General features: G+C 65.0%; 23 protein-coding genes and 1 pseudogene. 12 read left to right on the forward strand and 12 right to left on the reverse strand.

Annotated features, from left to right (window positions below; translation table 11 throughout):
• Positions 1-128 precede the first annotated feature (128 nt).
• Entirely contained in the window at positions 129-770 is a 642-nt protein-coding gene (locus AC5ZFO_RS37780; RefSeq protein ID WP_282523123.1) for a glutathione S-transferase family protein, read from the forward strand.
• A 19-nt stretch (positions 771-789) separates the two neighbouring features.
• Here AC5ZFO_RS37780 and AC5ZFO_RS37785 read toward each other — a convergent pair whose 3' ends face one another.
• On the reverse strand, positions 790-1695 hold the full coding sequence (locus AC5ZFO_RS37785) for a LysR family transcriptional regulator (RefSeq protein WP_496123452.1): 906 nt from the start codon (positions 1693-1695) through the stop codon (positions 790-792).
• A gap of 154 nt (positions 1696-1849) precedes the next feature.
• On the opposite strand from AC5ZFO_RS37785, the gene AC5ZFO_RS37790 reads away from it, so the two are divergent.
• Positions 1850-2596 (forward strand): SDR family NAD(P)-dependent oxidoreductase, encoded by a 747-nt coding sequence (locus tag AC5ZFO_RS37790; protein WP_039157433.1) that lies wholly within the window; start codon positions 1850-1852, stop codon positions 2594-2596.
• A 39-nt stretch (positions 2597-2635) separates the two neighbouring features.
• Here the strand turns inward: AC5ZFO_RS37790 and AC5ZFO_RS37795 are convergent, their stop codons facing one another.
• Positions 2636-3442: a Crp/Fnr family transcriptional regulator gene (locus tag AC5ZFO_RS37795; protein ID WP_282523125.1), complete on the reverse strand. Its 807-nt coding sequence runs from the start codon at positions 3440-3442 to the stop codon at positions 2636-2638.
• 261 nt (positions 3443-3703) lie between these two features.
• A complete protein-coding gene (locus AC5ZFO_RS37800; RefSeq protein ID WP_282523126.1) occupies positions 3704-4816 on the reverse strand; it encodes a SecDF P1 head subdomain-containing protein in 1113 nt (370 codons plus the stop codon).
• A 247-nt stretch (positions 4817-5063) separates the two neighbouring features.
• Between AC5ZFO_RS37800 and AC5ZFO_RS37805 the strand changes: the two genes are divergently transcribed.
• Together AC5ZFO_RS37805 and AC5ZFO_RS37810 are read left to right on the forward strand one after the other, a co-directional pair.
• Complete coding sequence (locus tag AC5ZFO_RS37805) at positions 5064-6971, forward strand: acyl-CoA synthetase (RefSeq protein WP_496123453.1); 1908 nt, start codon at positions 5064-5066, stop codon at positions 6969-6971.
• A gap of 70 nt (positions 6972-7041) precedes the next feature.
• The gene (locus tag AC5ZFO_RS37810) at positions 7042-8367 is read left to right on the forward strand and encodes an LVIVD repeat-containing protein (RefSeq protein WP_282523128.1); all 1326 of its coding nucleotides are present in this window, start codon (positions 7042-7044) and stop codon (positions 8365-8367) included.
• A 69-nt stretch (positions 8368-8436) separates the two neighbouring features.
• Here the strand turns inward: AC5ZFO_RS37810 and AC5ZFO_RS37815 are convergent, their stop codons facing one another.
• Positions 8437-9798, reverse strand: a complete 1362-nt coding sequence (locus AC5ZFO_RS37815) for an ABC transporter substrate-binding protein (RefSeq protein WP_496123454.1) — start codon at positions 9796-9798, stop codon at positions 8437-8439.
• Between the two features lie 201 nt (positions 9799-9999).
• On the opposite strand from AC5ZFO_RS37815, the gene AC5ZFO_RS37820 reads away from it, so the two are divergent.
• Complete coding sequence (locus AC5ZFO_RS37820) at positions 10000-11853, forward strand: ATP-binding protein (protein WP_496123455.1); 1854 nt, start codon at positions 10000-10002, stop codon at positions 11851-11853.
• A gap of 66 nt (positions 11854-11919) precedes the next feature.
• Here AC5ZFO_RS37820 and AC5ZFO_RS37825 read toward each other — a convergent pair.
• A pseudogene (locus AC5ZFO_RS37825) lies at positions 11920-13093 on the reverse strand (M20 aminoacylase family protein).
• A 118-nt stretch (positions 13094-13211) separates the two neighbouring features.
• A complete protein-coding gene (purB, locus tag AC5ZFO_RS37830; RefSeq protein WP_282523132.1) occupies positions 13212-14519 on the reverse strand; it encodes an adenylosuccinate lyase in 1308 nt (435 codons plus the stop codon).
• A gap of 566 nt (positions 14520-15085) precedes the next feature.
• Between purB and AC5ZFO_RS37835 the strand changes: the two genes are divergently transcribed.
• Entirely contained in the window at positions 15086-15673 is a 588-nt protein-coding gene (locus tag AC5ZFO_RS37835) for a TetR/AcrR family transcriptional regulator (protein ID WP_282523133.1), read from the forward strand.
• A gap of 36 nt (positions 15674-15709) precedes the next feature.
• Here the strand turns inward: AC5ZFO_RS37835 and AC5ZFO_RS37840 are convergent, their stop codons facing one another.
• The 4 genes from AC5ZFO_RS37840 to AC5ZFO_RS37855 all read right to left on the reverse strand — a co-directional run bounded on the left by AC5ZFO_RS37840 (position 15710) and on the right by AC5ZFO_RS37855 (position 19310).
• Positions 15710-16000, reverse strand: coding sequence for a hypothetical protein (locus AC5ZFO_RS37840; protein ID WP_282523134.1), 291 nt, complete (start codon positions 15998-16000; stop codon positions 15710-15712).
• A 102-nt stretch (positions 16001-16102) separates the two neighbouring features.
• Positions 16103-17134 (reverse strand): MBL fold metallo-hydrolase, encoded by a 1032-nt coding sequence (locus tag AC5ZFO_RS37845; RefSeq protein WP_282523135.1) that lies wholly within the window; start codon positions 17132-17134, stop codon positions 16103-16105.
• Positions 17135-17281: 147 nt separating this feature from the next.
• A complete protein-coding gene (locus AC5ZFO_RS37850; RefSeq protein WP_028158452.1) occupies positions 17282-17932 on the reverse strand; it encodes a response regulator in 651 nt (216 codons plus the stop codon).
• A 7-nt stretch (positions 17933-17939) separates the two neighbouring features.
• On the reverse strand, positions 17940-19310 hold the full coding sequence (locus AC5ZFO_RS37855; protein WP_282523136.1) for a sensor histidine kinase: 1371 nt from the start codon (positions 19308-19310) through the stop codon (positions 17940-17942).
• A gap of 200 nt (positions 19311-19510) precedes the next feature.
• On the opposite strand from AC5ZFO_RS37855, the gene AC5ZFO_RS37860 reads away from it, so the two are divergent.
• The 5 genes from AC5ZFO_RS37860 to AC5ZFO_RS37880 all read left to right on the forward strand — a co-directional run bounded on the left by AC5ZFO_RS37860 (position 19511) and on the right by AC5ZFO_RS37880 (position 23860).
• Entirely contained in the window at positions 19511-20281 is a 771-nt protein-coding gene (locus AC5ZFO_RS37860) for a MotA/TolQ/ExbB proton channel family protein (protein ID WP_212487398.1), read from the forward strand.
• On the forward strand, positions 20278-20964 hold the full coding sequence (locus tag AC5ZFO_RS37865; RefSeq protein WP_135215437.1) for a DUF2135 domain-containing protein: 687 nt from the start codon (positions 20278-20280) through the stop codon (positions 20962-20964). The genes AC5ZFO_RS37860 and AC5ZFO_RS37865 overlap by 4 nt, the downstream gene beginning before the upstream one ends.
• Positions 20957-21562, forward strand: coding sequence for a hypothetical protein (locus AC5ZFO_RS37870; protein ID WP_282523137.1), 606 nt, complete (start codon positions 20957-20959; stop codon positions 21560-21562). Before AC5ZFO_RS37865 ends, AC5ZFO_RS37870 begins: the two co-directional genes overlap by 8 nt.
• A 117-nt stretch (positions 21563-21679) precedes the next feature.
• On the forward strand, positions 21680-22420 hold the full coding sequence (locus AC5ZFO_RS37875; RefSeq protein WP_282523138.1) for a metallophosphoesterase family protein: 741 nt from the start codon (positions 21680-21682) through the stop codon (positions 22418-22420).
• Between the two features lie 6 nt (positions 22421-22426).
• Entirely contained in the window at positions 22427-23860 is a 1434-nt protein-coding gene (locus tag AC5ZFO_RS37880; protein ID WP_282523139.1) for a serine/threonine protein kinase, read from the forward strand.
• A 91-nt stretch (positions 23861-23951) separates the two neighbouring features.
• On the opposite strand, the gene AC5ZFO_RS37885 is transcribed toward AC5ZFO_RS37880, so the two are convergent.
• Positions 23952-24143, reverse strand: a complete 192-nt coding sequence (locus AC5ZFO_RS37885) for a hypothetical protein (protein ID WP_282523140.1) — start codon at positions 24141-24143, stop codon at positions 23952-23954.
• Positions 24144-24645: 502 nt separating this feature from the next.
• A complete protein-coding gene (rpe, locus tag AC5ZFO_RS37890; RefSeq protein WP_135215441.1) occupies positions 24646-25347 on the reverse strand; it encodes a ribulose-phosphate 3-epimerase in 702 nt (233 codons plus the stop codon).
• A gap of 251 nt (positions 25348-25598) precedes the next feature.
• Between rpe and AC5ZFO_RS37895 the strand changes: the two genes are divergently transcribed.
• The gene (locus tag AC5ZFO_RS37895; RefSeq protein WP_282523141.1) at positions 25599-26381 is read left to right on the forward strand and encodes an EF-hand domain-containing protein; all 783 of its coding nucleotides are present in this window, start codon (positions 25599-25601) and stop codon (positions 26379-26381) included.
• The last annotated feature ends 84 nt before the right edge of the window (positions 26382-26465 follow it).

A 26465-nucleotide genomic window follows, 5' to 3' on the forward strand; every position in this document is an offset into this window, starting at 1 on the left:
CATTGCGACCGCAGCGAAGCAATCCAGAGCCTTTCCGAAGTGGCAGTCTGGATTGTTTCGCTGCGCTCGCAATGACGGGTTAAGATGCGGCGTCACGGCAGGTCCAACTCACGGTCGCAGGAGACGTCATGCTCACCGTCCACCATCTCGGCAAGTCGCAATCCGAGCGCATCGTCTGGCTCTGCGAGGAACTGGGAATTCCCTACGAACTGAAGCGCTACGCGCGCGATTCCGTCACCATGCTGGCGCCGCCCGACTACAAGGCGCTGCATCCGATCGGGAGTGCGCCCGTCATCACCGACGGCGACCTCGTTCTCGCCGAGTCCGGCGCCATCGTCGATTACATCATGGCCAAATACGGCGATGGGCGCCTTGCGCTCCGCCCTGATCATCCTGATTTCGCGCAGTTCCTGTACTGGTTTCACTTCGCCAACGGCACGCTGCAGGCCGGCATGGGCCGGCTGATGATCCTGAACCGGCTCAAGCTCGCCGCGGACAATCCGATGCTGGCCGCGAGCAGAGGGCGTACCGACCGCGCCTTCGACCTGGTCGATGCGCGCGTTCGCGACGCTGAATATCTGGCGGGCGACACCTTCACCACCGCCGACATCATGATGGGCTTCTCGCTCACCACGATGCGCTACTTCCAGCCTTACGATCTCCAGCGCTGCCCGAATGTGGTGAACTATCTCGGCCGCATCGGCGCGCGGGCGGCTTATCGGCGCGCAATGGAGAAGGGCGATCCGGGAATGGCGTTGCTGCTGAGCTGAGCCGCAGAACGGGTCATGATCAGTGCGGCATATGCTTGGTCGCGCGCTCGATCAAGTCGCTCAGCCTCGAGACGAATTTTGCGAGGATCGGTGAGGCATTGGTTTTGTGGTAGCCCACGACGAGATCGATCGTCGGCGCCTTGCCCCTGAGCGGACGGCTGACGACGGACCAGGGCAGGAAGTTCTTGACGTAGCCCGGGAGTAGCGCGAAGCCGCGGGTGGAAGCCACCATCGACACCGCCATGGCGATGTTGTCGGCATCATGCGCCGTCGCGATCGGCAGGCCGCTTTCGCGAACATGGTTGTTGATGATCTTGAGGAGCTCTGGAGCGGTGTCGGAGACGTTGACGAAGGGCGTCCCCTCCAGTTTGGCGAGGTCGATGCGGTCGAGCTTGGCGAGGCGATGGTCGCTTGGGAGCACTGCGACCAGCGCCTCCTCGATCACGGTCTTGTAGACGAGCTCCGCTGAGCTTGCCTCGCGCCGCATGAAGGCGAGGTCGAGACTCCCGCGCCTTAGGCCGTCGGCCAGCGCAGGCGAAAAATCGCTCGTCACAGTCACGTCGATGTTCGGCAGTTCGTCGCGCAGCACGCGCATGGCCTCCGGCAGCCAATCGATTTCCTGACCGGTGAGGAAGCCGAGGGCAAAACGCGACTTCTCGGGGCGGCCGGCGCGACGCGCCGCCTCGATCGCCGCATCGGCCTGCGTCAGCGCAAGGCGCGCGTGATCAAGGAAGGCTCTTCCCGCGGCCGTCAGTTCGACGCCGTGCACACTGCGTACCAGTAGAGGTACGCCGACCTCGTATTCGAGATCGCGAATCTGGCGGCTGAGCGAGGGCTGCGCGGTGTGCAGCCGCTTCTCGGCGGCGACCGTCAGGCTGCCTTCCTCGGCCACGGCGATGAAATAGCGGAGATGGCGTAGCTCCATGAAGCATACCTCCTAGGTATGCCCATGAGCTTACAAAGTCTTTTTCAACGCCGCCAGCCTGCACCAAATAGCACTCCAGCAAAGGGCGCTGCACCAGCACCATACCTGACTGGCAGGGAATGGGGGCGCCGGCGCCCGGCGAAGGAGAATGACCATGACCGACCTCAAGGGAAAAACTGCTCTCGTCACCGGTGCCTCGCGCGGCATCGGCCGCGCCTCGGCACTGGCGCTCGCGAAGCGCGGCGCGCAGGTGCTGGTGCATTACGGCCAGGCCGCCAAGGAGGCCGAGGCCGTCGTCGCCGAAATCCGCAAGAGCGGCGGGCGGGCCGACGCGATCGGGGCCGATCTCGGCGCGCCTGATGGCCCGCATCAACTGGCGACCCGGGTGCGTGGCATCGTCGGCGACCGGCTAGATATTCTCGTTGCCAATGCCGGCATCGCCAAATCGGCCGTGATCGAGGAAACGACGGTTGAGGATTTCGACCGGTTGTTTGCCGTCAACGTTCGCGCGCCATTCTTCCTGGTGCAGCAATTGCTGCCGATCCTGCATGAGGGCAGCAGCGTCGTACTCGTCTCTTCGCTTGCCGCCCATGCGGTGGTCGGGACGCTGCCGGCCTATGCCGCCACCAAGGGTGCGATCGACACCCTGGTGAAGCACTTTGCGGCAGCGCTCGGTGCGCGCGGCGTGCGCGTCAACGCGGTGGCGCCGGGCGTGGTGGGGACCGAGATGTCGTCCTTCACCAAGACCGATGCCGGGCGCGACTACACGCTGGGCATGCAGACCTTGAAGCGGATTGCCGAGCCCGACGACATCGCGGATGCGGTTGCCTTCCTCGCCTCTCCCGACGCGCGCTGGATCACCGGCGACACCATCCACGTCGACGGCGGCTCGAAGCTCTGAGCCGTGGCCGGGCGGCCGAAGCGCGTTCGGCTGCCCGGTTCACGCGATCCGGTTCGTGGTCGTTGACCGTTCGCTCGCCAGCTGCTTCTGCAAGCGGTCGATGTTTTGCAGCAGGCGCTGGCTGGTCAGCACCAGGAAGTAATAGCCGAACTGCGGGTCCTGAAAATAGATCTCGAGCAAACGGTCATAGGTGATCGTCAGCACCTGTCCGTCCTCGACGCATTCGATCGTTCCGGTGCGCCGGTTGTCCGGCGTGAGGAAGCCGAGCTCCCCCATGAGAGCTCCGGGCCCGATCTCCACATTGATCTCCTTGACCAGGAACTTGCCGGTGACCGTGAGGAGCATCTCCTTGGCGGGATCGCCCAGTTTGAAGAGCGTATCGCCACTACGATATTTGCGCTCGGTCATGAACGGCTTGAGCCACTCGATCGACATGTCGCCTTCGGCCGCATGGCGCGCCTTCTTGACGAGCTTGAGCATCTGCCGCAGGCGCAGGGCATTGATCGGAAGCAGCAACAGATAGAGGAGGAAGGTCGAGACGTTGGCCGAGAGCGCGCCGAAGACGGCGAAGAACGCACAGCCGACCATGTTGGCGACGCGCAGCGGCACCATCGTCCGCATCAGCAGGGTGGCGACGAAGAAGCCGGCGCCGACCGCGGCGAACAGATTGGCCAGCGTGATGTTTTGGACAAAGATCTCCAGCAGGCGGTTGAAGATCGCGTCGTAGGTGACGTTGTTGGGATCGAGGCCCATCTGGACCAGGATCTTTGCGATCCTGAGGTTGTCCGTCGCCGCATCCAGAATGCGGTCGAGGATCGAGGAAATGTCTGCGCTGCCGGACGGCATGTACTAACCCCGCGTAAGGCCTTCAGTCCTGGTCGGTATGCTCGACACGTATAGCCGAAATCGAATGACGACCGCTTGAAATGAAGCCGTCGGCCGCCAAGCCGCAAGAGGCAAATTTTAGCCTGATCGGGCGTTTCGGCAATTGCCCGTTGGTTGTGCGCATGGCCGTGTTGCGCCCGTGATTCGGGGCCCCCGGGGGCGCGGGCTTTGGCGTCGTGGACCGTGGCGCCCCGACGGGGCGGGGGCGCAGGGCGACCAGCCTTACGGCTTGGCGGCGGGTTGCACGACCTGCTGCTCGACGAGGTCGAGGTGCCCCGGCAGCGAACCGGCGCGCAGCAGCATCGCGACGCTATTGGCTTCCTCCAGGGTGAAATTGCCGGAGATCTGGCCCGAGCCGCCGGTGATGGGCTCGCGGATCACGGGGGCGGAGATCACCTTGCCGTCGAGCACGATGGCGAAGGGCCTTCCGATGTTCTCCTCGGTGACGTGGGCAAAGCGCCGCGTGCCGCGGCCGTTGAAGCGGAACGAGGCGATCGGGTCTTTTGTGCCGCTGGCAAATCCCGGGCCGGCATAGCTGATGTCGTCACCGTCGAGCGCGCTGTCCTTGGCGACCAGGTAATGGCGCTCGTCCTTGAAGCCGGGCAGGACTTCGGTGCCCGAGGGCGGCGTGCCGGATTGCGCCTGCTCCGCCGCCATCGAGAGGTCGATCAGGCGGAAGCTGACCTTGACCTTCCTGGCGAAGACCGCGGTCACGCGGGCGGGCTCCATCATGCCCGGGATGAAAATGCGGATGCGATCCGTACCATTCGGCTGGACGCTGGCGAGGTTGATGCCGGCATCCTTGAGGCGTTGCTCGATCATGGCGATGGAATCTTCGACGAGATCGCGCAGCCGTGCCGCGGATGCGGCATCGGTCGGCGCGAGCCTGACCAATCCGTCGCCGCCATCGGTCACCGTGAGCGCATGCGATGGCAATCCCTCCGCGGCCGACGCGAGCTTGCGTGCGAGCTGTTCGCGGCTCTTGGCATCCGCGATCTTCACCTCCACGCCGGCGTCGCGGATCGCAAGACCGGAGAAGGCGATCTTGCCCTCGCGCAGGGTCTTGTAGACATCGTCGCGCAAATCCGTGACGACGCTTTCGCGCAAGCCGTCGGTATCGACCCTGTAGATGATGCGCGAGCCGCCCAGCTTCTCCATCTTGTCGGCGACGGAGGCGGCGATCCTGGCACGCATCTTGTCGAACTGGCCGTCCTCGGCGCGCGCCGCGCGGGGCGGGACGATCGCCGAAGTCACGATCGCTGAAGTCATGATCGCCGAGGTCACGGCGAGCGCAACAATCAGCCGTGTGACGCGGTCGCGCGGGGGCGTGGTCATGATTTCCTCAAGTCTTGCGGCAGGACGCTGGCAGGGGAGTCCGATGCCAGCTCTTGGTCCCCGGATCGGGCGCGGAGGTTCAATGGTCTCGACTACGAGTGCTACGACCGTAGCCGTTCGGCCATGGACGAACGCTCAATCATCCATCATTCTGTCCGCGCTCGACCGGCTATCGGCCGAGGCCTCGCCGACCAAAATGTCAAAAGACAGGGGGCGGGGAAATGCATCTGAGGGAGGACGGAATTCCATGGCGGGCATCCACGCGCTCGATCGGTTCATCGGCGACGACTATCCGGACTTCGCGACGGACGCAGAGGTCCGGGCCTTCGAGCAGGTCGCCTACGCCGATCGCGTCGCGGCTGAGAGCACTTATGACGCCATCAGGCTCGGTGCGGCGCGCAATCCCGACGGCGCGGCGATCCAGTTCCTGCAAAACGCCGATCCGGCCGATACGCCTGTATTGGTCACCTATCGCGATTTCGTCGCGCGCGTCACGCAGGCCGCCAACATGTTTCACGCGCTCGGCGTCGAGAAGGGCGACGTCGTCAGCTTCATGCTGCCGCTGGTGCCCGATGCCTTCGTGACGCTGTTCGGCGCCGAGGCCGCGGGCATCGCCAATCCCGTCAATCCGCTGCTCGAGCCGCACCAGATCGCGGAGATCCTTGAGGCCGCGAACACCAAGGTTCTGGTGGCGCTCGGGCCGATGCCGGGCACCGACATCTGGCAGAAGGTCGAGCAGATCCGCCCGCAGCTCAAACACCTCAAGGCGGTCGTGCAGGTGTTCGGCGGAGGTGATCCGGAGAAGGGCATCTTCGCCTTCAACGACCTGATCAAGCAGCAGCCGTCCGACCGGCTTATCAGCGGGCGCAAGATTCAGGGTGGCGACATAGCGGCTTATTTCCACACCGGCGGCACCACCGGCACGCCGAAGCTCGTGCGGCACACCCATGCCAATCAGGTCTATCAGGCCTGGGCGCTCAATCTGCTGCTGAAGTCGAAGCCCGGTGCCAACATGCTGTTCGGCATGCCACTATTCCACGTCGGAGGATCGCTGACCCAGGTGCTGCTGACGCTGTCCGCCGGCGGCTCGCTGGTCGTGCTGTCGCCGAGCGGCTGGCGCAATCCGAATTCGGTGAAGAACATCTGGGGGCTGGTGGAGCGCTTCAAGCCCGAGGCGCTGTCGAGCGTGCCGACGGTGCTCGCGGCCACGCTTGCGGTGCCGCCGGGCGATGCGGACATCTCCAGCCTGAAATATGCCGCCGGCGGCGGCTCGGCGATCCCGGTCGCCGTGGGCTCGGCGATCCAGGAGAAGCTGAAGCTTCCGGTGGTCGAGGTCTACGGCATGACCGAGACCTCGAGCGTGCATACGCTGGCCTATCCGTCGCGACCGATCCGGCTCGGCTCGGTCGGCCTTCCCATGCCTTACGCGCGCGTGCGCATCGTGCAGCTCGATGCTGACGGCCGCCTGATCCGCGACTGCGCAGCCGACGAGATCGGCGTCGTCATCATGGCCGGGCCCGGCGTGTTCGGTGGCTATCTCAACGACGAGCACAACAAGGGCGCCTTCGTCGACGAGGTCTGGGTCAACTCCGGCGACCTCGGGCGTCTCGATGCCGACGGCTACCTCTGGATCACCGGCCGCGCCAAGGATCTCGTGATCCGCGGCGGCCACAATATCGATCCCGCGCCGATCGAGGAGATCATGTTTCGCCATCCCGCCGTCGGCTTCGCCGCCGTGGTTGGCCAGCCCGACGCCTATGCCGGTGAATTGCCGGTCGGTTATGTGCAGCTGAAGCCGGGCGCCAAGGTCGAGCCGGGCGAGCTGGAAGCCTGGGTGCGCGAACGCACGCCGGAGCGCGCGGCCGTTCCGGTGCAGGTCATTCCGATCGATCCGATGCCGGTGACCGGCGTCGGCAAGGTGTTCAAGCCACAGCTGCGCTGGGATGCCGCGCAGCGCGTGTTCGCCAAGGTGCTGTCGCCGCTCATTGAGCGCGGCATCGATTGCAGGGTGAAGGTCGGCGCCCACGGTAGCCACGGCTCGGTCGCCACCGTGACGCTCGCAGGCCTGCCGGCGGACCAGCGCGAGGCCGTCGCCGGTGAGGTGCACAGATTGCTCGCGCCATTCGTGATGCGGCATGAGGTGGTGCAGGCGTAAGTGAGGGCACGCGAGGCTTGCATGCCTCGCCGCAAGCGCGCATCATTCCCCAAAAAAATGGGGGAAATCGATGCCTCACGTCTCGCGCCGCCATCACCTTCAGCAATTGTCGGGTGTGCTCGGAGCCGCCGCGCTATCGGGATGGTCGAGGTCCGCGTCAGCTTCAGAGCCGGACATTCCGCCGGAAGGCATCGGCAAGGGCATCAAGCACATCTCCTACAGCGACATCGGCGGCCGGCCCGACAGCGTGCAGGTGATGTTCAACCGGCAGCATGTCTATGTCGGGCACATGTTCAGCGACGGCGTGACGATCCTCGACGCCTCCGATCCACGTGCGCTCAAGCCGGTCAATTTCTTCACCGCGGGACAATACACCCGCACCCACCATCTGCAGGTGGCGGAAGACCTGCTGCTGCTTGCGAACGGCGCCAACATCGTCGCGATGCAGTCCTACGACAGCATGCGCGGCTATTTCGAGAATACGCTCGCCGACAGCATCACCAAGGCCAAGAAATTCCGCTCCGGCCTGTCGATCCACGACATCTCGAAACCGGGCGAGATGCGCGAGGTCGCGTTCCTCGAAATGCCGGGCTTCGGCATCAACCGGCTGTGGTGGCCCGGCGGCCGCTATGCCTATGTGTCGGCGCATTTCGACGGCTTCACCGACCACATCCTTTGCGTGGTCGATCTCAAGACCATCACCAAGCCGGAGATCGTCGCGAAATGGTGGCTGCCGGGCATGAACCGCGCGGCCGGCGAGCCGGCGACGCCCAAGGGCAAGCGCTTTGCACTGCATCACATGATCACGGCGGGCGATCGCGGCTATGCCGCCTGGCGCGACGGCGGCTTCACCATCCACGACATCGGCGATCCCGCCAATCCGAAGCTGCTCTCGCACATCAACTGGTCGCCGCCCTTCGCCGGCGGCACGCATACGCCGCTGCCGCTGCCCAAGCGTCAGCTCGCCATCGTCGCGGATGAAGCCAATGCGGATCAATGCGCCAAGGGCCTGTTTCACACATTCGTGCTTGACGTGCGCGCGCCCCAAAATCCGGTGCCGATCGCGACGCTGCCGACGCCACGCGATCGCGACTTCTGTGCGAAGGGCACCTTCGGTCCGCATAATCTGCATGAGAACCGCCCCGGCTCTTTCCAGAGCGAGGAGACTATTTTCGCGACCTACAACAATGCCGGCGCCAGGGTCTTCGACGTCAGGGATCAGTTTGCGCCGAAGGAGATCGCGCATTGGGTGCCGCCGGTGCCGAAGAAGCTGATCGATCCCCGGCCGAACGTCGCGCTCGCGGCCAAGACCTGCGACGCCTATGTCCGGCCTGACGGGCTGATGTTCGTGTCGGACTGGAATGCCGGAATGCACGTGCTGCAATATCAGGGGTAATCGCCGCGCAGCGGGAGTCGGCGACTTGTCCGCCGTGGCCACCTCTTCCGATCGGGCGACGCCCCGCTGCTACCCGCGGATCGCTGCATTGGCCCGTTCGGCCGCGCCCGTCATCGCATCCTTCGCCGATTTCGCACCGTTGACCACTTCATTCACGCCGATCATGAAGGCGTCCAGGATCAGTCTCGATTGCGGATGGAAAAGTACCGCCTTGGCGCGGTCGACGTCGGCATCCTGCAAGTTGGTCAGCGCAGCCTCGGCGGCCTGCGGGCCGAACGCCTTCTTGAAGCCCTCGCTCGACCAGGCCGACACGCGTGTCGTCGCCAGCCCCGCTGCCGCAGTCCGCAGCGAGGTCGCCTTGCTCGTCGCCCACAGCAGGAACAGGAAAGCCGCGCGCTTGTTTCGCGATTTGGAATTGATGCACGCCTGCCAGTGCGACATGAAGGGGACGGGTCCGCGACCGGCGAGATGCGGAAAGGTTGCAAACCCGGCCTGCTTGGCAACACGGCTTTTCACGGGATTGGAGATGTCGGTCGCGAAGTTGCTGCTGTCGATCGCCATGGCCGTCCGCCCCTGCAGGAAGTCGTCCAGCACGTGGTACCATTCGTAGCTGCCGACGCCGGCAGGCCCGGCCTGACCGAGCACCTGTCCGTACATCTCGACGGCCGCGATCCCCTCCGGGCTCGCGAAAGCGACCCTGTTGTGCTCGACCATGGCCCCACCGTAGGAGAACAGGAAGCCCATGGCTGGCGGGGAGGAATTGCCGCTGGCCTGGGCCCGCATCGCGATCCCCGACATCCCGTTGGTCTTGACTGCCTTGGCGGTGACAAGCAGCTCGTCGAAAGTCTGGGGTACCGGCTGGTCCTTGGCTGCCAGCGCATCCCTGTTGATGAACAGGGTCATCGCCTCCGAGGTAATCGGGACGGCGTAGCGTTCGCCATCCGACCACAGCGGGAAGGCTCGGGCCGTCTTGAGCAGGTCGCTCTCGTCATACCAGGCGAGATCGGTCAGCGACCTCATGGAATAATAGCCGTTCAGCGGCTCCACCCATCCGTTCGAGATGCCCTGGCCATAGGTCGTGAACATGAAGACGTCGGGCGTGCTACTGCCGCGGGCGAGCTTGACCGGCAGCGCGCCGAGGAAGGTGGTTTCCAGCTGGAAATCGATGGTGACGTTGATGCCGGTGAGTATGGTGAACTCCGGCAACAGCGGCGTGATCGCATTCGACCACGGATGGATTGCGCCCGAAAGCGCGATCGTCTGTCCCGCAAATTGCTTCCAGTCGATCGCGGCGTTGGCGTAGGCCGCAGCGGTATCCTGGGCAAAGCTCCAGCGCGGCAGCGCGGTCAGGCCCGCGCCAGCCGCCCCCAGTCCCTTGATGAAACTGCGCCGGCTCGCCGGATGGCTCAATGAGTTTTCACCCTGCGCCATGATGATGCTCCTGGAATCAACCAAGGGCATTCATCCATAGCACAGGCATGGGGCGGCAGCCCTGCGACATCACGGCCCTCGCCCTGGTATATCCGATGAATGTCGGGTTCTCGACCTCCCTGAACGTGCTATTGTCCTATCATGCTCTGGCGTCGGCACCAGAACACGCGCGGTCACACGAGCATCGAAGACCTACGGCCAATGTCCGTTCCTGTTCGGGCCCTGCCTCTGCGATGGTTTGCTCGTCCGCTGATCCTTGCGGTCGCAGTGCTTGTGACCCTGTTTGCCGCGACCAGCTTCCTCGGCCTGCAATATTGGCAGGAGCGGCAAGCCGCTCATCACTTCATCGAGCATAGCCGCCAGATCCTCGAAACGCTCGATCGGCTGCGGGCCATCGTCGCGGAACTGGACACTGAAAGGCGCGGGTATCTCATGACCCTCGACCCCGCCTATCTCAAGGCCTACGGCGTCTCTGACGAAAGTGTACGGCGGGAGGCTCAGGCGCTGCAGACGCTGGTCGCGGACGATCCGTTGCAGGGCCTTCGGGCCGGACATCTGGCGCTGACCGTTACAGCCACGCTGCGCGAGATCGACGAGCTGCTGAAGACGGCCGGCACGTCCGGGATGGCCGCGCTCGCAATGATCCGCAGCATGGACGAGGTCCGCTCGCAAATCGACCAGATGGTGGATCACGAGCGCTTTCGGCTCGCCGACCGGGAGGCGCACGCCGAAGCATTCGAGCAACGCTGGACCTGGCTGATCGCCGGCGCCGTCGTCCTCGTCGTCGCGCTGGCCGCAGCCGCGCTGGCGCTCGCACGGCTCGAAGCGAAACGGCGGCGGGAGGCGACCGAGCAGAACATCCAGCTCCAGAGTGATGTTGCAGCACGGGATATCAAGATCAGGCGCCTGTTCGATGCCAACATCATCGGCATCATCATCTGGGAAGTCGGGGGGCGCATTCTCGAAGCCAACGATGCCTTCCTCCGTATCGTGGGATACGACCGGGAAGATCTCACCGCAGGGCGCTTGCATCGGACCGACCTCACGCCACCGGAATGGCGCGACCGCGATTTGCAGACCGTGGCGGAACTGAAGCGGGTCGGGACGGCCCAGCCATTCGAGAAGGAGTATGTGCGGAAGGACGGAGGCCGTGTTCCGGTGCTGATCGGCGGGACCATGTTCGGAGAAGGTACGGATCATGGCGTCGGCTTTGTCCTTGATCTGACGGCTCTCAAGCGGGCGGAAGCCGAAGGCCGCGAACACGAGCGGCGCTACCGTGAAGCGCTGATGGAGCTCGCGCACGCCAATCGCGTCACCACGATGGGACAACTGACCGCTTCGATCGCCCATGAAGTCAACCAGCCGATCGCGGCGATCGTGGCGAACGCCGAGGCCGGGGTCAGTTGGCTGGGGGCGCAACCGCCAAATCTGGAGCGGGTTCGACAGACCTTCGACTGGATCACCGGTGACGGCATGCGAGCCGGCGACATCATCGGCCGGATCCGGGCGTTGATCAGGAACGCGCCCCCGCAAAAGGAGGCCCTGGAGATCAACCCGGCGGTGCTTGAGGTCATCGCGCTGACACGCAGCGAGGCGTTCAAGAACGGCGTCTCGGTGCGAACCCAATTTGCCGAGGGCTTGCCGCCCATTCAGGCCGATCGGGTTCAACTTCAGCAAGTGGTGCTCAACCTGATCGTCAACGCGATCGAGGCGATGGCCGCGGTCGGCGAGGGGGGACGGGAGTTGCTGATCAGCACCGGTCGGGTTGGATCGGACGGCGTCCACGTCACCCTGCGGGATTCCGGTCCGGGGCTGGATCCGAAGAATGTGGACCGCCTGTTCGAAGCCTTCTACACCACCAAGCCCACAGGCATGGGAATGGGTCTCGCCATCTGCCGCTCGATCATCGAAGCACATGGCGGGCGGATGTGGGCCGGCGCAAACGAGCCGCGGGGCGCCTTCTTCCAGTTCACCCTGCCTCTCGCGTCAGACGAGACCGCATCTCGCCTTCTGGAGGCGGATGAGCCGACGGGGCAACGCTCTGCGGCCCGATGACGGGCTCCGCGTGGCGTGGCCCTTTGGCGGGAATGTCGCCTGGGCCACGGCTGCTGCGAAGCGGCGCTAGCCCGCCGGCATCCGCGTCTCCACCAGGCGCGCCCAGTAGGAGGCGCCGTGGCCGAGGATGTTGTCGTTGAAGACATAGGCCGGGTGATGGCACTCGTTGCCGTCGCCCATGCCGACCAGGATCATCGCGCCGGGACGTGCTTCCAGCATGAACGAGAAGTCCTCGGCGCCCATCATCGGTATGAACTTGTCGTTGACGCGCTCGGCACCGACGATGTCGCGGGCGACGTCGGCGGCGAGGCCGGCCTCGCGCGCATGGTTCATCGTCACCGGATACATCCGCGAGTACTTGGTCTCGGCCGAGCCGCCATAGGCACGGGCGACGCTCTCGGCGACCTCGCCGATGCGGCGCTCGACGAGATCGCGCACTTCAGGATCGAGCGTGCGGACGGTGCCGCCGAGTTCGGCGACTTCAGGGATGATGTTGAAGGCCGTGCCGGAGTGGAATTGGGTGATCGAGATGACAGCGGACTTCAGCGGGTCGACGTTGCGCGCGACGATCGACTGCAGCGCGTTGACGATCTGCGAGCCGATCAGCACGCTGTCGACGGATTTGTGCGGACCGGCGCCGGCGTGGCCGCCCTTGCCGTGGACGATGATCTGGATGTTGTCGGAGGAGGCCAGCATCGCGCCGGGCGTGGTCGCGAAATGGCCCTCGGGCAGGCCCGGCATGTTGTGCATGCCGTAGACCTCCTGGATGTTCCAGCGCGTCATCAAGCCGTCCTCGACCATCGCCTTGCCGCCGCCGCCGCCTTCTTCCGCAGGCTGGAAGATCATGATCGCGGTGCCGTCGAAATTGCGCGTCTCGGCGAGATATTTGGCGGCACCGAGCAGCATGGCGGTGTGGCCGTCATGGCCGCAGGCGTGCATCTTGCCGGGGACCTTGGAGGCGTAGGCGACGCCCGACGTCTCCATGATCGGCAGCGCGTCCATGTCGGCACGCAGCCCGATGGTCTTGCCGGAGGCAGACTTGCGGCCGCGGATCACGCCGACGACGCCGGTGCGGCCGATGCCGGTCACCACCTCGTCGCAGCCGAATTCGCGCAAGCGATCGGCGACGATGCCGGCGGTGCGATGGACCTCGTAGAGCAGCTCCGGGTTCTCATGGAAGTCATGGCGCCAGGCGGCCATTTCGTCGGGAGAGGGCGGCAACGCGATTGACGATGGGCATGAGGGGATCCGTTTCTTGTTCGTGGGGTGGGTCAGCGTAGCGTAACCCACCGCCGTGTCACGAGGAATGGTGGGTGATGCTTGCGGCTAACCACCCGGCAGCTTCTGCGGACGCGCGCTCAGCTCTCGCCGAACACGCGCTTGAAGATCGTGTCGACATGCTTGAGGTGGTAGCCGAGGTCGAACTGCTCCTCGATCTCGGCGTCGGTGAGATACTTCTTCACTTCAGTGTCCTTCTTCAGGAGCTGGAGGAAGTCGCCTTCGCCACGCCAGACCGGCATCGCGTTGCGCTGCACCAGCTTGTAGGCGTCCTCGCGGCTTGCGCCCTTCTGGGTCAGCGCCAGCAGCACGCGCTGCGAATGCACGAGGCCGCCGAGGCGGTCGAGGTTCTTCTGCATGTTGGCGGGGTACACCAGCAGCTTGTCGATCAGGCCGGCGAGGCGCACCAGCGCGAAGTCGAGCGTCACGGTCGCATCCGGGCCCATCATGCGCTCGGCGGAGGAGTGCGAGATGTCGCGCTCGTGCCAGAGCACGACGTTCTCCAGGGCCGGGGTCACATAGGCGCGGACCATGCGGGAGAGGCCGGTGAGGTTTTCCGACAGCACCGGGTTGCGCTTGTGCGGCATCGCAGACGAGCCCTTCTGGCCTTCCGAGAAGAACTCTTCGGCCTCCAGCACCTCGGTGCGCTGCATGTGGCGGATCTCCACGGCAAGGCGCTCGACCGAGGAGGCGATCACGCCAAGCGTCGAGAAATACATCGCGTGGCGGTCGCGCGGGATGACCTGAGTGGAGATCGGCTCGGGGACGAGGCCCATCGCCTTGGCGACGTGCTCTTCGACGCGCGGGTCGATCTGCGCGAAGGTGCCGACGGCGCCGGAGATGGCGCAGGTCGCAACTTCCTTGCGCGCCGCGATCAGGCGCTCCTTGGCGCGCGAGAATTCGGCATAGGCATAAGCGAGCTTGAGGCCGAAGGTGACCGGCTCGGCGTGGATGCCGTGGCTGCGGCCGATGGTCGGCGTCATCTTGTGCTCGAAGGCGCGCTTCTTCAGCGCGGCCAGCACCTTGTCGAGATCGGCGAGCAGGAGGTCGGCGGCGCGGGTGAGCTGGACGTTGAGGCAGGTGTCGAGCACGTCCGAGGACGTCATGCCCTGGTGTACGAAGCGCGCCTCGGGGCCGACGATTTCGGCAAGGTGGGTCAGGAAGGCGATGACGTCGTGCTTGGTCTCGCGCTCGATCTCATCGATGCGGGCGACGTCGAAAGTGGCGTCCTTGGCCTTGGCCCAGACCGTTTTGGCGGCCTCCTTGGGGATCGTTCCGAGCTCGGCGAGGGCGTCCGCCGCGTGCGCCTCGATCTCGAACCAGATCTTGAACCGGGTCTGCGGCTCCCAGATCGAGGCCATTTCCGGGCGGGTATAGCGGGGGATCATCAGACTGCTCCAGGAAGGTGGGCGGGCGGCCCAAGGGGGGCGGCGACCGGCCAAAATGCTTTTTACGCCGTGATTTAGCAGAGCGGGCAGGGCGAAACAAACGATCTGGACCCCGGGCGAGGGGGATCGGCGAGCTATCCACCGCCCCCGGAACTAGCCCAGGCTGAGGAGACGCCGCCCACAAAAATTAACTGTCAATCACGGATCATTGACTGACAGATATTGAAATCTGTCAGCGAGACGTGTATATCCGTTCTCGGACGCTCCGATTGGGCGTCCCGCGGTGACCCGCCCGGGGAGCCCGAGGTCCGAAACATTTGCGGATCGCGGGACGTAATTCGGCGGTGGGGACCGCGGACGAATGGAGACTTAAGACAATGACGACCGAAATCATCAACTTCACCGGAACGATTGGGCATTGGCTCAATTTACTGGTTGCGCGCCAGATCGCGGCGCAGGCTGCAAAACTGCCTCATTAAGGCGAGAGCTTTCCGAAACGACCGGCACGGGCGCTTCGGAAGCAGCTCCATCGCCGGGTGAACCCTGAACGGGAACAAGGTGCTGGCATGAATGAAGCCGTTGTACTGACGCCGGAGCGGATCCTCGAAGTCACCGAGGACGTTCTGCGGCGCTACGGACTTGCCAAGGCCACCGTGGTTGACGTTGCTCGTGCGCTCGATGTGAGCCACGGCAGCGTCTATCGCCATTTCCCGAGCAAGGCCTCGCTACGCGAGGCCGTCGCCAAGCGCTGGCTGGATCGCATCGATGCGCCGTTGCTGGCGATCGCCGAGGAGCAGGGGCCGGCGCCTGTCAGGCTCGACCGCTGGCTGCGCACGCTGTTCGCCGCCAAGCGCTCGCGCGTGCTCGACGATCCCGAGATGTTCGACACCTATCTGACGCTGGCGCGCGAGGCCTGCGCCGCCGTCAAGTGCCACAAGGATACCATGATCGACCAGATCGCGTCGATCCTGACCGACGGCGTGAAGCAGGGCGTGTTCGAGGTGGGCGACGTCAAGGCCACCGCCCGCGCCATCTTCGATGCCACCGTCCGCTTCCACCATCCGGCCCATGCCGACGAGTGGAAGGATGCCGATCTGCCCGCCCGTGTCGATGCCACCCTGGGGCTGGTGCTGCGCGGATTGAAGGCGGCCTAGACCGACACGCTCCCTCCAAAACGCGCAACCGCCGATTCAGCCCTTCGCCTTGCGCAGCAGGGCCTCCTCGCGAAGGGGAGGCGAGAGGGTCGATTGCCTTCCGTTGGAAGATGGGACAACCGGCGGGCTCTCCGGATATGTGTTCACCGCGATTTCGACAGCGTCCTTCGACCGCTTCCGAATGCGGTAGAATGTAAGCTCCTGATCGAGCGCGGGGCAGCGGAAGTGGACGACGGCCGTATCTGGCAAGCGGCAGAGTTCGTCGATGAGCTCACCCACGGTGAGGAGCGGAGGATCGACGACCGTTCGGTGGATGGCCTTACTCATGGCGCAACTCCTTCACTCTGCTGCTAACCAAAGCGCGACGGTGTCGGTTCCATTCCGCTCGCCTCAAGCGCTGGATAAAGGTGCGAACTGCGCGCCGCCGCGCTAGAGCGCGGATCCCGACCGCTGGCTGCGCGACCGCAATATGCCGAACGGGTCTTCGCGCCCGGCCAGTTTCCGATATGTCGCAAGGTCGTCAAGCGTCGGACCTCCCCCGCGTCGGACATTCCCACTCGTTCCAACCGGAATCGACGTGCCGAGGCCGGCATAGAGATAGCTGTCGCCGAACGCCTTCTTGAGCGCGGCAAAAGTCGGCTCACCGGTGCAATGTCCCGGTGCTACGGCTTCGACCTTGAACCTGTCCTTCAGAGCGGTAACGACTTTCGCGATTGCATCGTCAGGCGCCACGACCAGATGAAATCCGCCTGCGATGAGATGAATCCTGGGATTGATACCGGTCGCCGCTTCGACAATGCGCTCGATCCCGGGGTGCGAACAACCGACCAGAAGGACTACGCCTTCTGCGGTGTTGACGGCCAAAGACAGCTCCTTGAGCTCTCTTGTCCCGGGCGCGTCGGAGATCAGCGAAATCAGCGTGATGCCAGGAGCAATCTCGGTCGTTTGATCGATCAGTTCGAAGTTTGCGTTGGCCCATGCCGAGCCGGACTTTATCACCGCTGGGGGCTTACCTCCGTAGTACCGCATCTCCGGCGGCAAGGCCTCGTCTTTCCGGAAGAAGCCGGAAGGCAGTGAAGAGCCGTAGATGCCAAATCCTTCCTTCGGCGCGTAGATCTTGACGGTCGGATTGACGCTCAGGACGTAGGACAAACCCGCCATATGATCGGAGTGGCGGTGCGAAAGAACGACAAAGTCGAGGTCCGAAAGGTTGACACCCCTGGCCTTCACGTTTGCCGCGAAGATTTCGGGGTCGTTACCCGTGTCGAACAACATGCGTTTTCCCGCGACTTCGACAAGGGCGGAAAAACCCCAGTCCTTTGTCATCGCGTCATTCGTGCCGAAGGCGTCATAAAGAATGGTGATCTGGTCTTTCGCCTCGGCTGCTGCGCTCTCGGTGGTTCCGATCGCGACAACGTTGAAGGCGATCAGTACGGCAAGAAGACTGTCCCTGATGTTCATGGAAGCGTCTCCTGTTGTCGTGCAAGGCATACAACGGGGGAACGAGGGCGGCTTCGAAGACGATCGAGCCTAGCACAATCTGAGAGCGACTGGAGACCTTCGTTGGGGCGGCCGGCCGGAACCAGATAGGCGTCCAGCCGCCAAGCTCTAGATTCGCGTCAGCCCGCAGCTCGCTGCCAGCCGCACGAGCTGTGCATCGGTGCGCGCGCCGGTCTTGGTCTTGATCAAATAGTGATAGTTCTGCACCGTCTTGACGCTGAGATTGAGATGCGCCGCGATCTGCTCGGTCGTCGCGCCGCCGGCGAATTGGCGCAGGATCTCGATCTCGCGCTCACCCAGTTGGTCCAGCGCCGAGCCCGCCGACAGGCTGTCCTCGGCCAGGATATGCGCGATGTCGTCGCTCATGGCGCGCTCGCCGCGCGCAACGCTGCGGATCGCGGTGACGACCGCGGAGGGTTCGCTGCTTTTGGTGACGAAGCCGCTGGCACCGGCGCTGAAGGCGGCTTTCACCAGCACGGCTTCGTTGTGCATGGTGAAGACGAGGATGCGTGCCCGCGGGCTGCGCGCGCGGATGTTGCGGATCGCCTCCAGCCCGCTCGCGCCGGGCATCGAGATATCCAGCAAGACGACATCAGGGTCGTGCGCCTTGAAGGCGCCGTAGGCATCGGCCGCGTTGTCGGCCTCCGCCACGACATGGAGATCGCCCTGGCTCTCCAGCACGCGCCGGTAGCCTTGCCGCACGATCGGATGGTCGTCGACCAGCAGCACGGAGATGCCTGTTGCCGCAACCTCGCTCATGTCGGCCTCACGCTGCGAGCGGAATGGTGGCGGCGACGCTGAGGCCTCCTCGCGCAGGCAGGATCGAGAGCGATCCGCCGGCCGCCGCGACCCGCTCGCGGATGCCGGTGAGGCCGAAGCCGGTCGACTGCGCCACGCGTGCGGCATCGCCGCCGCCGTCGTCCTCGACACGGATCAGCAACGCGTCGTCGTCACCGGCGCGCCGCTCGATGCGCAAGGAGATCTCACGCGCCGAGCTGTGGCGCAGTGCGTTGGTCAGGCATTCCTGCGCCACGCGATAGGCGGTGGTGGCGGCCGGGCCGCTGATGTCGGTGAGGTCGCCCCTGAGATCGAGCCGGATGGTCGGCTGCGCTGCGCTTTGCGAGCGCCAGCTGTCCACCAAATTGACGAGGCTGGCCTCGAGCCCGAGCTCCTCGGGCAGGGGATTGCGCAGGCGTTTGAGCGCATCGCGCAGCGAGGCCATCAGATGATGGGTGGCCTGCGAGATCATGCGCGCGTCCTGCGCGATTCCGTTATCCTTGCTCTCCTTCGCGCTGGCCGTCTCGATCGTGTTGGCGAAGGCGAGGATGGCGGAGAGATTTTGGCCGAACTCGTCGTGCAGCTCGCGGGCGAGCGCGCGGCGTTCGTCGTCACGGATCTCGATCAGCCGCCTTGTCAGCGCCGCGCGCTGTTCGGTGGCTTCCTCCAGCCGGCCGCCGAGCTCGCCGACGGCGCTGCCGATCATCGCCAGCTCCATGGAGCGGAAGCGCGGCAGTTTCGTGCGATACTGGCCCCGCGCCATGCGCTGGAGCGCGGTGACGATGGTGCGCGCCGGCGCCAGCGCGTGTGCGATGGCGAGCGACGCCAGCAGTGCGATCGCCGCCGCCATCAGCAGCGCGACATCGACCACGTTGAGGAGATACTCCCAGGCAAGCGAGATGGCCGCTGCGGCATCCGGCGTCGCGACGACCGTTCCGGCGGCTGCCGCGCGGGGACTGACCGGCCTTATCACTTCGGCGTGGCTGCCGAGGAAGATCGGTACGATCGCGGTGAACCAGTGCGGCGGCGTCTTGCCGAGCCCCGCGCTCTGGCCGCAGAGCGGTCTTTCGAATGCGATGGCCGGCTGGAACTCGACGCAGACGCCGGGCGAGATCAGCTTCATCGTCTCCAGGGTGCGCCACTCCGGAACCGGCAAGAGCTGCTCGCGCGTTCTGCTGCTGCGCAACAAGAACTCGTGCCAGTACAGGGCCTGAAGCGCCTGCGCGACCCGCTGCGCCGAGGCCGCGGTCGCCCGGTCGACGCTGCGATAGGCGTCGAACGTGGCCCAGACGGTCGCAGCGCCAAGGCAGAGCGCGACGATGAGAAGCAGACGGGCGACAAGCTGAAGCACGAGGCGCATGCGATCACCCTCAACGTTTGGTAAGGTCAGCCTAACAACGCCGCCGCGCCTTGCCAATTGCGGGGTTTGGGCCGGACTGCAGCTCGGGCAAATTTCCCAAGCTGGATTGGGCATGGCTCTTTGGACCGCGCGCGGCGGCTTTGATCTAATCGGGGTGGAATCGTTGCAGGCCAAACCCTGCAAGCCAGGAGCAGTGCAGCATGAGTTCGATGACGATTGGACCGATCGCGGGGTCTGCAGCCGATCCTTCCGAGCGCAGCGCGCTGCTGTTCTGGATGATCTTCACCGGGCTGTCGATCTTCGCCGTCGTGCTGCTGTGGCGCTTCGGCCTGATCCGTCTGATGCTGACCTCGGATCGCACCTACATTTCCAGCGTGATCGCGCTGCTCTATGTCGTCACCTGCGGCCACTGCTTCCTGCGGACACGGGCCATCGCCCGTGAAGGCGCGGCGGCGCGGCGCTGCCGGGCGGTGCTCGCGGCGCCCGGGGGCAGCAAGGTGCTCGACGGCAGCGCGGCCGCGCTGCCGCGCGGGCTGGTGCGGGACCACATCGAGAGCCTCGTGACGAAAGCGTCCGCGCAGGACTACCGGGCGGTCGACCAGACGCTGCTGCTGCGAACGCTGGCCGACCGGCTGCGCGGCTCCAACGGCTTCGGTGCCTTCGTCTCGGACACGCTGATGAAGCTCGGCCTGCTCGGCACCATCATCGGCTTCATCATCATGCTGGCGCCGATCGCGGGGCTGGATGCCGCCGACAAGGTCGCGATGCGCTCCTCGATGGGGCTGATGAGCGACGGCATGGCGGTCGCGATGTACACCACGCTGGCGGGCCTCGTCGGCTCGATCCTGGTCCGCATCCAGTATTACATGCTGGATGCCGCGACCCAGCGGGTGTTCTCGGACGCCGTGGTACTGACCGAGACCTATGTGACGCCGGTGCTGGAGCGCAAAGGCGCTGGAACCGCGTCATGATGGATGATTTCGGTCTCTATCCGCGCGAGGAGCCTTTCGATCCGCTCGGCGTAATGCTGTTCAAGGCGCTCCAGGTGATCGCCTTCCTGTTCTTCCTCGCGCTCCTCGCGGTGTCGCCCGATGCCAAGGACGGCAAGATCGATTCCAAGGCCGAGTTCATGATCACGCTGGACTGGCCGGACAGCCATCCAGACGATCTCGACCTGTTCGTGCAGGATCCCGCCGGCAACATCGCCTGGTATCGCCACCGCGAAGCCGGCTTCCTCACGCTCGATCGCGACGACCGTGGCGGGGCCAACGACTTCATCATGGTCAACGGCAAGAAGATCGCCTCGCCAATCCGCGAGGAGATCGTCACCGTCCGCGGCATCGTCGCCGGCGAATACACCGTGAATGTCTCGCATTTCGTGGCAACGACCGGCGAACCGGTCCAGGCCAATGTGAAGGTGCAGAAGCTCAATCCGACCGCGCAGGTGGTTTTCGACAATAAATTCACGCTCGATCACACCGGCGACGAGAAGACCGCGGTGCGGTTCCGGCTCGATGCCGAGGGCAAAGTGGTCAATGTGGACCAGCGGCCGAAATCGCTGCTGGAGACGTTCCGCAGCAGCTGGCGCAACGGCGCCGATCTCGACCCGCGGACGGGGGTGAGCAAGAACGCTGTGAGGGTGCGCCGTGACTAGCCTGCAGACGGTCATCCTCACGCTGTCGGTGGCCTACGCCGTTATCGGCGCGCTGCTGCTGGTCGTGCTGGTCTATGCGCGGCTGCACTGGGCGCTGAAGGCGGTTGCGGTGGTCGTGACCAGCGCCTTCTATGTCGTCAGCTTCACCGAGATGCGCGGGCTGCTCGGCTGGGCCAGCGCCGACCGGCTGCCCGCCACCTTCAAGCTGCTGAAGGCCCGCATCGTCGAGCCGCATTCGCTGGAAGGCGATCCCGGCTCGATCTATCTCTGGGTCGAGCAGCTCGACGAGGACAATCGCCCGAGCGGCATCCCGCGCGCCTTTCGTGTACCCTACAATGACAGGCTGGCCGACAAGACCCATGCGGCGGAGAACGAAATCGCGCTGGGACATCCGCAAGGCGGCCGCGCCGCCGATTTCGGCGGCGGCGATGGCAGCCTCATCGACATGGTCCGGGAATATGTGACGCCCAAGACCATTCTGGAGACCAGCGGCGGCGATTCCTCGACCGGCGAATTCCTGGCACCACCCGCCGGCGCGCAAGGCGCGGTGTTCACCCCGATTCCGCCGCCCAGGATGCCGCCGAAGGACGAGCAATAGGCTCTTCACCATCGCGACAGGGGCAAGCTGGAAAACGCACCCGCACTGGCGCATCTTCTTGACGTCTCTCAATTTGGCCTTATCGGCTTCCGATAAGACCTTTGGGGTGGAGGGTGCGTGCTTCTCGCTGTCTTCTCGGATATCCACGGCAACCGGCAGGCGTTCGAGGCCTGCCTGAAGCTTGCCCGCGCGAAGGGCGCGGAGCGGTTTGTCCTGCTCGGCGATTTCGTCGGCTATGGCGCCGATCCGGAATGGGTCGTGGATACCGTGATGGGTCTGGTCCGGGAGGGCGCCATCGCCGTCCGCGGCAATCATGACGAGGCGGTCAACACCACGACCGAAGCCATGAATGCGGAGGCGCAGATCGCGATCGAATGGACGCGCGGGCGGCTCGACGTCGCGCAACGGCGGTTCCTCGCCGAGCTGCCGATGCTGGTGGATGAGAAGGAGCGCCTTTACGTCCACTCGGAAGCCTCGAGCCCGCAGCGCTGGCACTATGTCCGTTCGACGGCGGATGCCGCCAAGAGCCTGATATCGACGCCCGCCCATGTCACCTTCTGCGGCCACATCCATCGCCCGGCGCTCTATTCGATGTCGGTGACGGCGAAGATGACGAGCCTCGTGCCCAAGACTGATGTTTCCGTGCCGCTCTTGCGCGGGCGGCAATGGCTGGTCGTGCTCGGGTCGGTCGGCCAGCCTCGCGATGGCGATCCATCCGCAGCCTTCGTGCTGTTCGACACCGTGTCGTGCCAGATCACCTATTGCCGCGCGCCCTACGACATCGCGAGCGCGGCGAACAAGATTCGCGAGAACGGCCTGCCGCCCTGGCTCGCCGACCGGCTGTTGCAGGGACGCTAGAGGCCGATGCCGCAACCCCTGGTCAAATCAGGCGCCGAGATTGACGGCTACACCATCGGCGAATGCGTCCATGCCGGCGGCATGGCGACGCTGTGGACCGTCACCCATCCCGGCATCGACGTGCCGCTGCTGATGAAGATTCCGCGGGTGTCGGAGGGCGAGGACCCCGCCGCGATCGTCTCGTTCGAGATGGAGATGATGATCTTGCCGCGGCTCGCCGGGCCGCACGTGCCCTCGTGTTTCGGCACCGGCGACTTCGCGCACCAGGCCTACGCCGTGATCGAGCGCATTCCCGGGACCACGCTCTACAAGCGGCTGCCCGACCTGCCGCTCCCGTACGAGGAGGCGCGGCAGCTCGTCGCAAAGATCGCCGCCGCGCTGGCCGATCTGCACCGGCAGAACGTGATCCATCACGACATCAAGCCGAGCAGCATCATGTTCCGCGATAGCGGCGAGGCGGTCCTGATCGATTACGGCCTGTCGCACCACAACCATCTGCCCGACCTGTTGCAGGAAGAATTCCGCCTGCCTTACGGCACCGCGCCCTACATGGCGCCCGAGCGGCTGTTGGGGGTACGCGACGATCCGCGCAGCGATCTGTTTTCGCTGGGTGTGCTGCTCTATTTCTTCACCACCGGCGAGCGTCCCTTCGGCGAGGGCGAGACGCTGCGCGCGATGCGTCGCCGGCTGTGGCGCGATCCGCATCCGCCGCGCGAATTGCGCGCGGACTATCCGCCCTGGCTTCAGGAGGTGGTGCTGCGCTGTCTCGCGATCGAGCCGGTGTGGCGCTATCCGACCGCGTCCCAGCTCGCCTTCGATCTCGCTCATCCGGAACAGGTCAAGCTCACTGCTCGTTCGGAACGGCTGAAGCGCGACCCCTTGAGCGTCGCCTGGCGGCGGCGCTTCAACCTGGGCGTCATGGCGCCACGCGCGAAATCGGACGTGGCCGCGCAAATCGCCTCCAGCCCGATCCTCGCGGTCGCGCTCGACACGGTGGAAGGCGCGGGCGAGCTGAACGAGGCGCTGCGCGTGACGACCGAGCGCATTCTCGCGACGCTGCCTTCGGCGCGGCTTGCCTGCGTCAACGTGCTCAAGCTCAACCGCATCGCGATCGACCGGAGGCTCGACGAGCAGGGCTCCAACAAGCATATCGACCGCCTGGTCGCGCTCCGGCATTGGGCGACGCCGCTCAAGCTGGATGAGAGCCGGCTGTCGGTTCACGTGCTGGAGGCCGTCGACCCCGCCGCGGCGCTGCTGGAATTCGCCGAGGTCAATCAGGTCGACCACGTCATCATCGGCGCACGACAGAGCTCGTTCCGCCGCACGCTGCTCGGCAGCGTCTCGGCCAAGGTGGCCTCGGAGGCGGCCTGCACCGTCACCGTGGTGCGGCCGCCGCGGATGGCTTCGGCGAAACCAGACGCCGGCGTCGTGTGGGGCTAAAGCATGATCCGGAAAAGTGCGAAGCGGTTTTCCGAAAAGATCATGCTTAAACAAGAACCTAAAGCGCGATCTCATCGCGCTTTAGGAAAGATCACGCCGCGCGGGCGGCGTGGACGGAGCGCTTGCGGCGGATCGGCCAGCAGAATTGCGGGCCGGGCTCGCCGTGATCCGCGCCGCCGCCGAAATACTGGATGATCTCGCGGCAGGGCTCGCAATTGAAGAGGTTACGCGACGCGGATGCCTTGGTCATTTCCTTCAGGCAGTTCGGGCAGTGCGGTTTCATCGAGCGTGGTCCAGAAAAGAATTCAATGCCGGCGCGGTGACCGGAGCGGGTGGTCCGGGTCCGCCATCTCGGGCCCGGTGTCGTCGCGCCTCTCGCCTTCGGTGCGTTCGAGCCGACCGAAGAAATAGTCGAGGTCAGGATGCGGGCGTCGCGGGATGCGGCACCTGCGCTTCGCTTGACGCTTCACGAGCGCGATCTGCATGGGCTCAGGCCCTGTACCAGTCGCGACGGACGATGCGGGCCGAACGTGCCGGGACCCTCGCCGGTCCGGCCGATGGGCCAAACACAACAAACGCACTGAAACCAAGCCACAACGCCACGCCAGTCCAAACCAGGGTCGTCGTCATGATGTGCTCCCGCGAAAACAGGCAAGAATCACTAGCGGTGATTTGCACGAATCAGGGAAGCCCGGAGGAGTACGGATCAAGGTTGCAATTTTAGGCATTGCGGGCCGCAACACCCGCAAGATCCGCAGCTTTTCAGCGAATGTCTTGCTTGCGCTTCAGATCGCTTCGCCGCGTGCGCCTGCGGCGGCGTTGCGGATCGCGGCGATGTTGGTCTTGTACGCTTCCTGCGTGCCGCCCTTGAACACGGAGGTGCCGGCGACGAAGGCGTTGGCGCCCGCCGCGGCCAGGGGACCCGCGACATCGGGACCGACGCCGCCATCGACCTCGATGTCGATCGGCCGTCCCGCCGTCATCGCGCGGATGTCGCGGATCTTGCCGATCGCGGAGGGGATGAAGGCCTGGCCACCGAAGCCCGGATTGACCGACATCACCAGCACGAGGTCGACGAGGTCGATGACGTATTCGAGCACGCTGATCGGCGTGCCCGGATTGAGCGAGACGCCGGCCTTCTTGCCGAGCGCGCGGATCGCCTGGAGCGAGCGGTGCAGATGGGGACCGGCTTCTGCATGCACGGTGATGTGGTCACAGCCGGCTTTGGCGAAGGCCTCGAGATAGGGGTCGCAGGGCGAGATCATCAGATGCGCGTCGAATATCTTCTTGGTGTGCGGGCGCATCGCCTTGATGACGTCGGGGCCGTAGGAGATGTTGGGAACGAAATGACCGTCCATCACGTCGAGATGGATCCAATCGGCGCCGGCCGCGTCCACCGCGCGCACCTCTTCGCCGAGCTTGGAGAAGTCCGAGGCGAGGATCGAGGGCGCGATGGCCAGGGGGCGGGGAGTGAAGGCTTGGGTCATGGCGCGGTGTCCCGTGGCGGCCGTGAAAGATGATGCTCGCCTAACATGGGCCTCTCCGCCGGGCAATGCAGGGGTGGTGTGCTTCCTGTGGGCGGAAATTTCTGCCGCGACCGGCATGAATTGCCGGTGTTCCCGGGCCGCGCCAGGCGTCGCGAAGGCGGATTTCATTGAGCTTTTTGCGCTGGCACGACGCTTGCTGACGTCACCGACAGAACATTGGCTGCGGCGTGCCGCATCGTTGGAGTTGTGCAATGTTGTTTGCCCTTGGTGCCGTATCGAGCGCGCTCGACGCGATCCAGTCGCTGACGAACTCGAAATCGTCCTCGTCGACCCAGAAGACGGGGTCTTCGCAGAGCGCGCCGACCAATCCGTTCGCGATCGACAGCGGCAGCAGCACGACCAGCGGCGCGACCTCGTCGGTCAATGCGGGCAAAACTCCGCAGATCTCGCCGGAGACGATGAACGCGCTGTTCGCCGCGCAGAGCCAGTCGTCCAGCAGCACCGGCAGCACGGCCGGCTCGAGCTCGACGTCTTCGACCCCGACGAGCCGCGACGCCGCGCTGAAGGACCTGTTCTCCCAGATCGACGGGGACGGCGACGGCAAGATCACCAAGTCCGAATTCGAGAACGCGCTGGGGGCCGGCGGCACCAACCTCGCGCAGGCCGACGACGTGTTCTCGAAGATGGATACGAATTCCGACGGCAGCGTCAGCCTGGATGAGATGTCGAAGGCACTGAAGAGCGGCCATCACGGCCAGCATGCCCACGGTGCCGGCGGCTCCGGCGACGGATCGGATTCCGCCTCTAAGGCGAGCGGCGGATCGACCTCGACCACGACGATCGCCGCCGACGGCTCGACCACCACCACCGTCACCTATGCCGACGGCTTCAAGATGTCGACGACGGTCCCGGGCGCCTCCAGCTCCTCTCGCAATTCGGCCTACGATCTGTTCGCGCAGTTGATGCAGCGGCAAGGCGGGCAGGGGCAAGGCCCCTCAGCGGCCGCCGGCTCGTCGATGTCGATGAGCGTGTGAGCTAAGACTTCCGAACTCTCCCGGAAGTCCAGCGCGCCTTCGACGCCTGGCGGCCGGTCTACAATCTGGAGCGGCCTCACCAAG

This window comes from Bradyrhizobium sp. Unk1 (assembly GCF_059512345.1).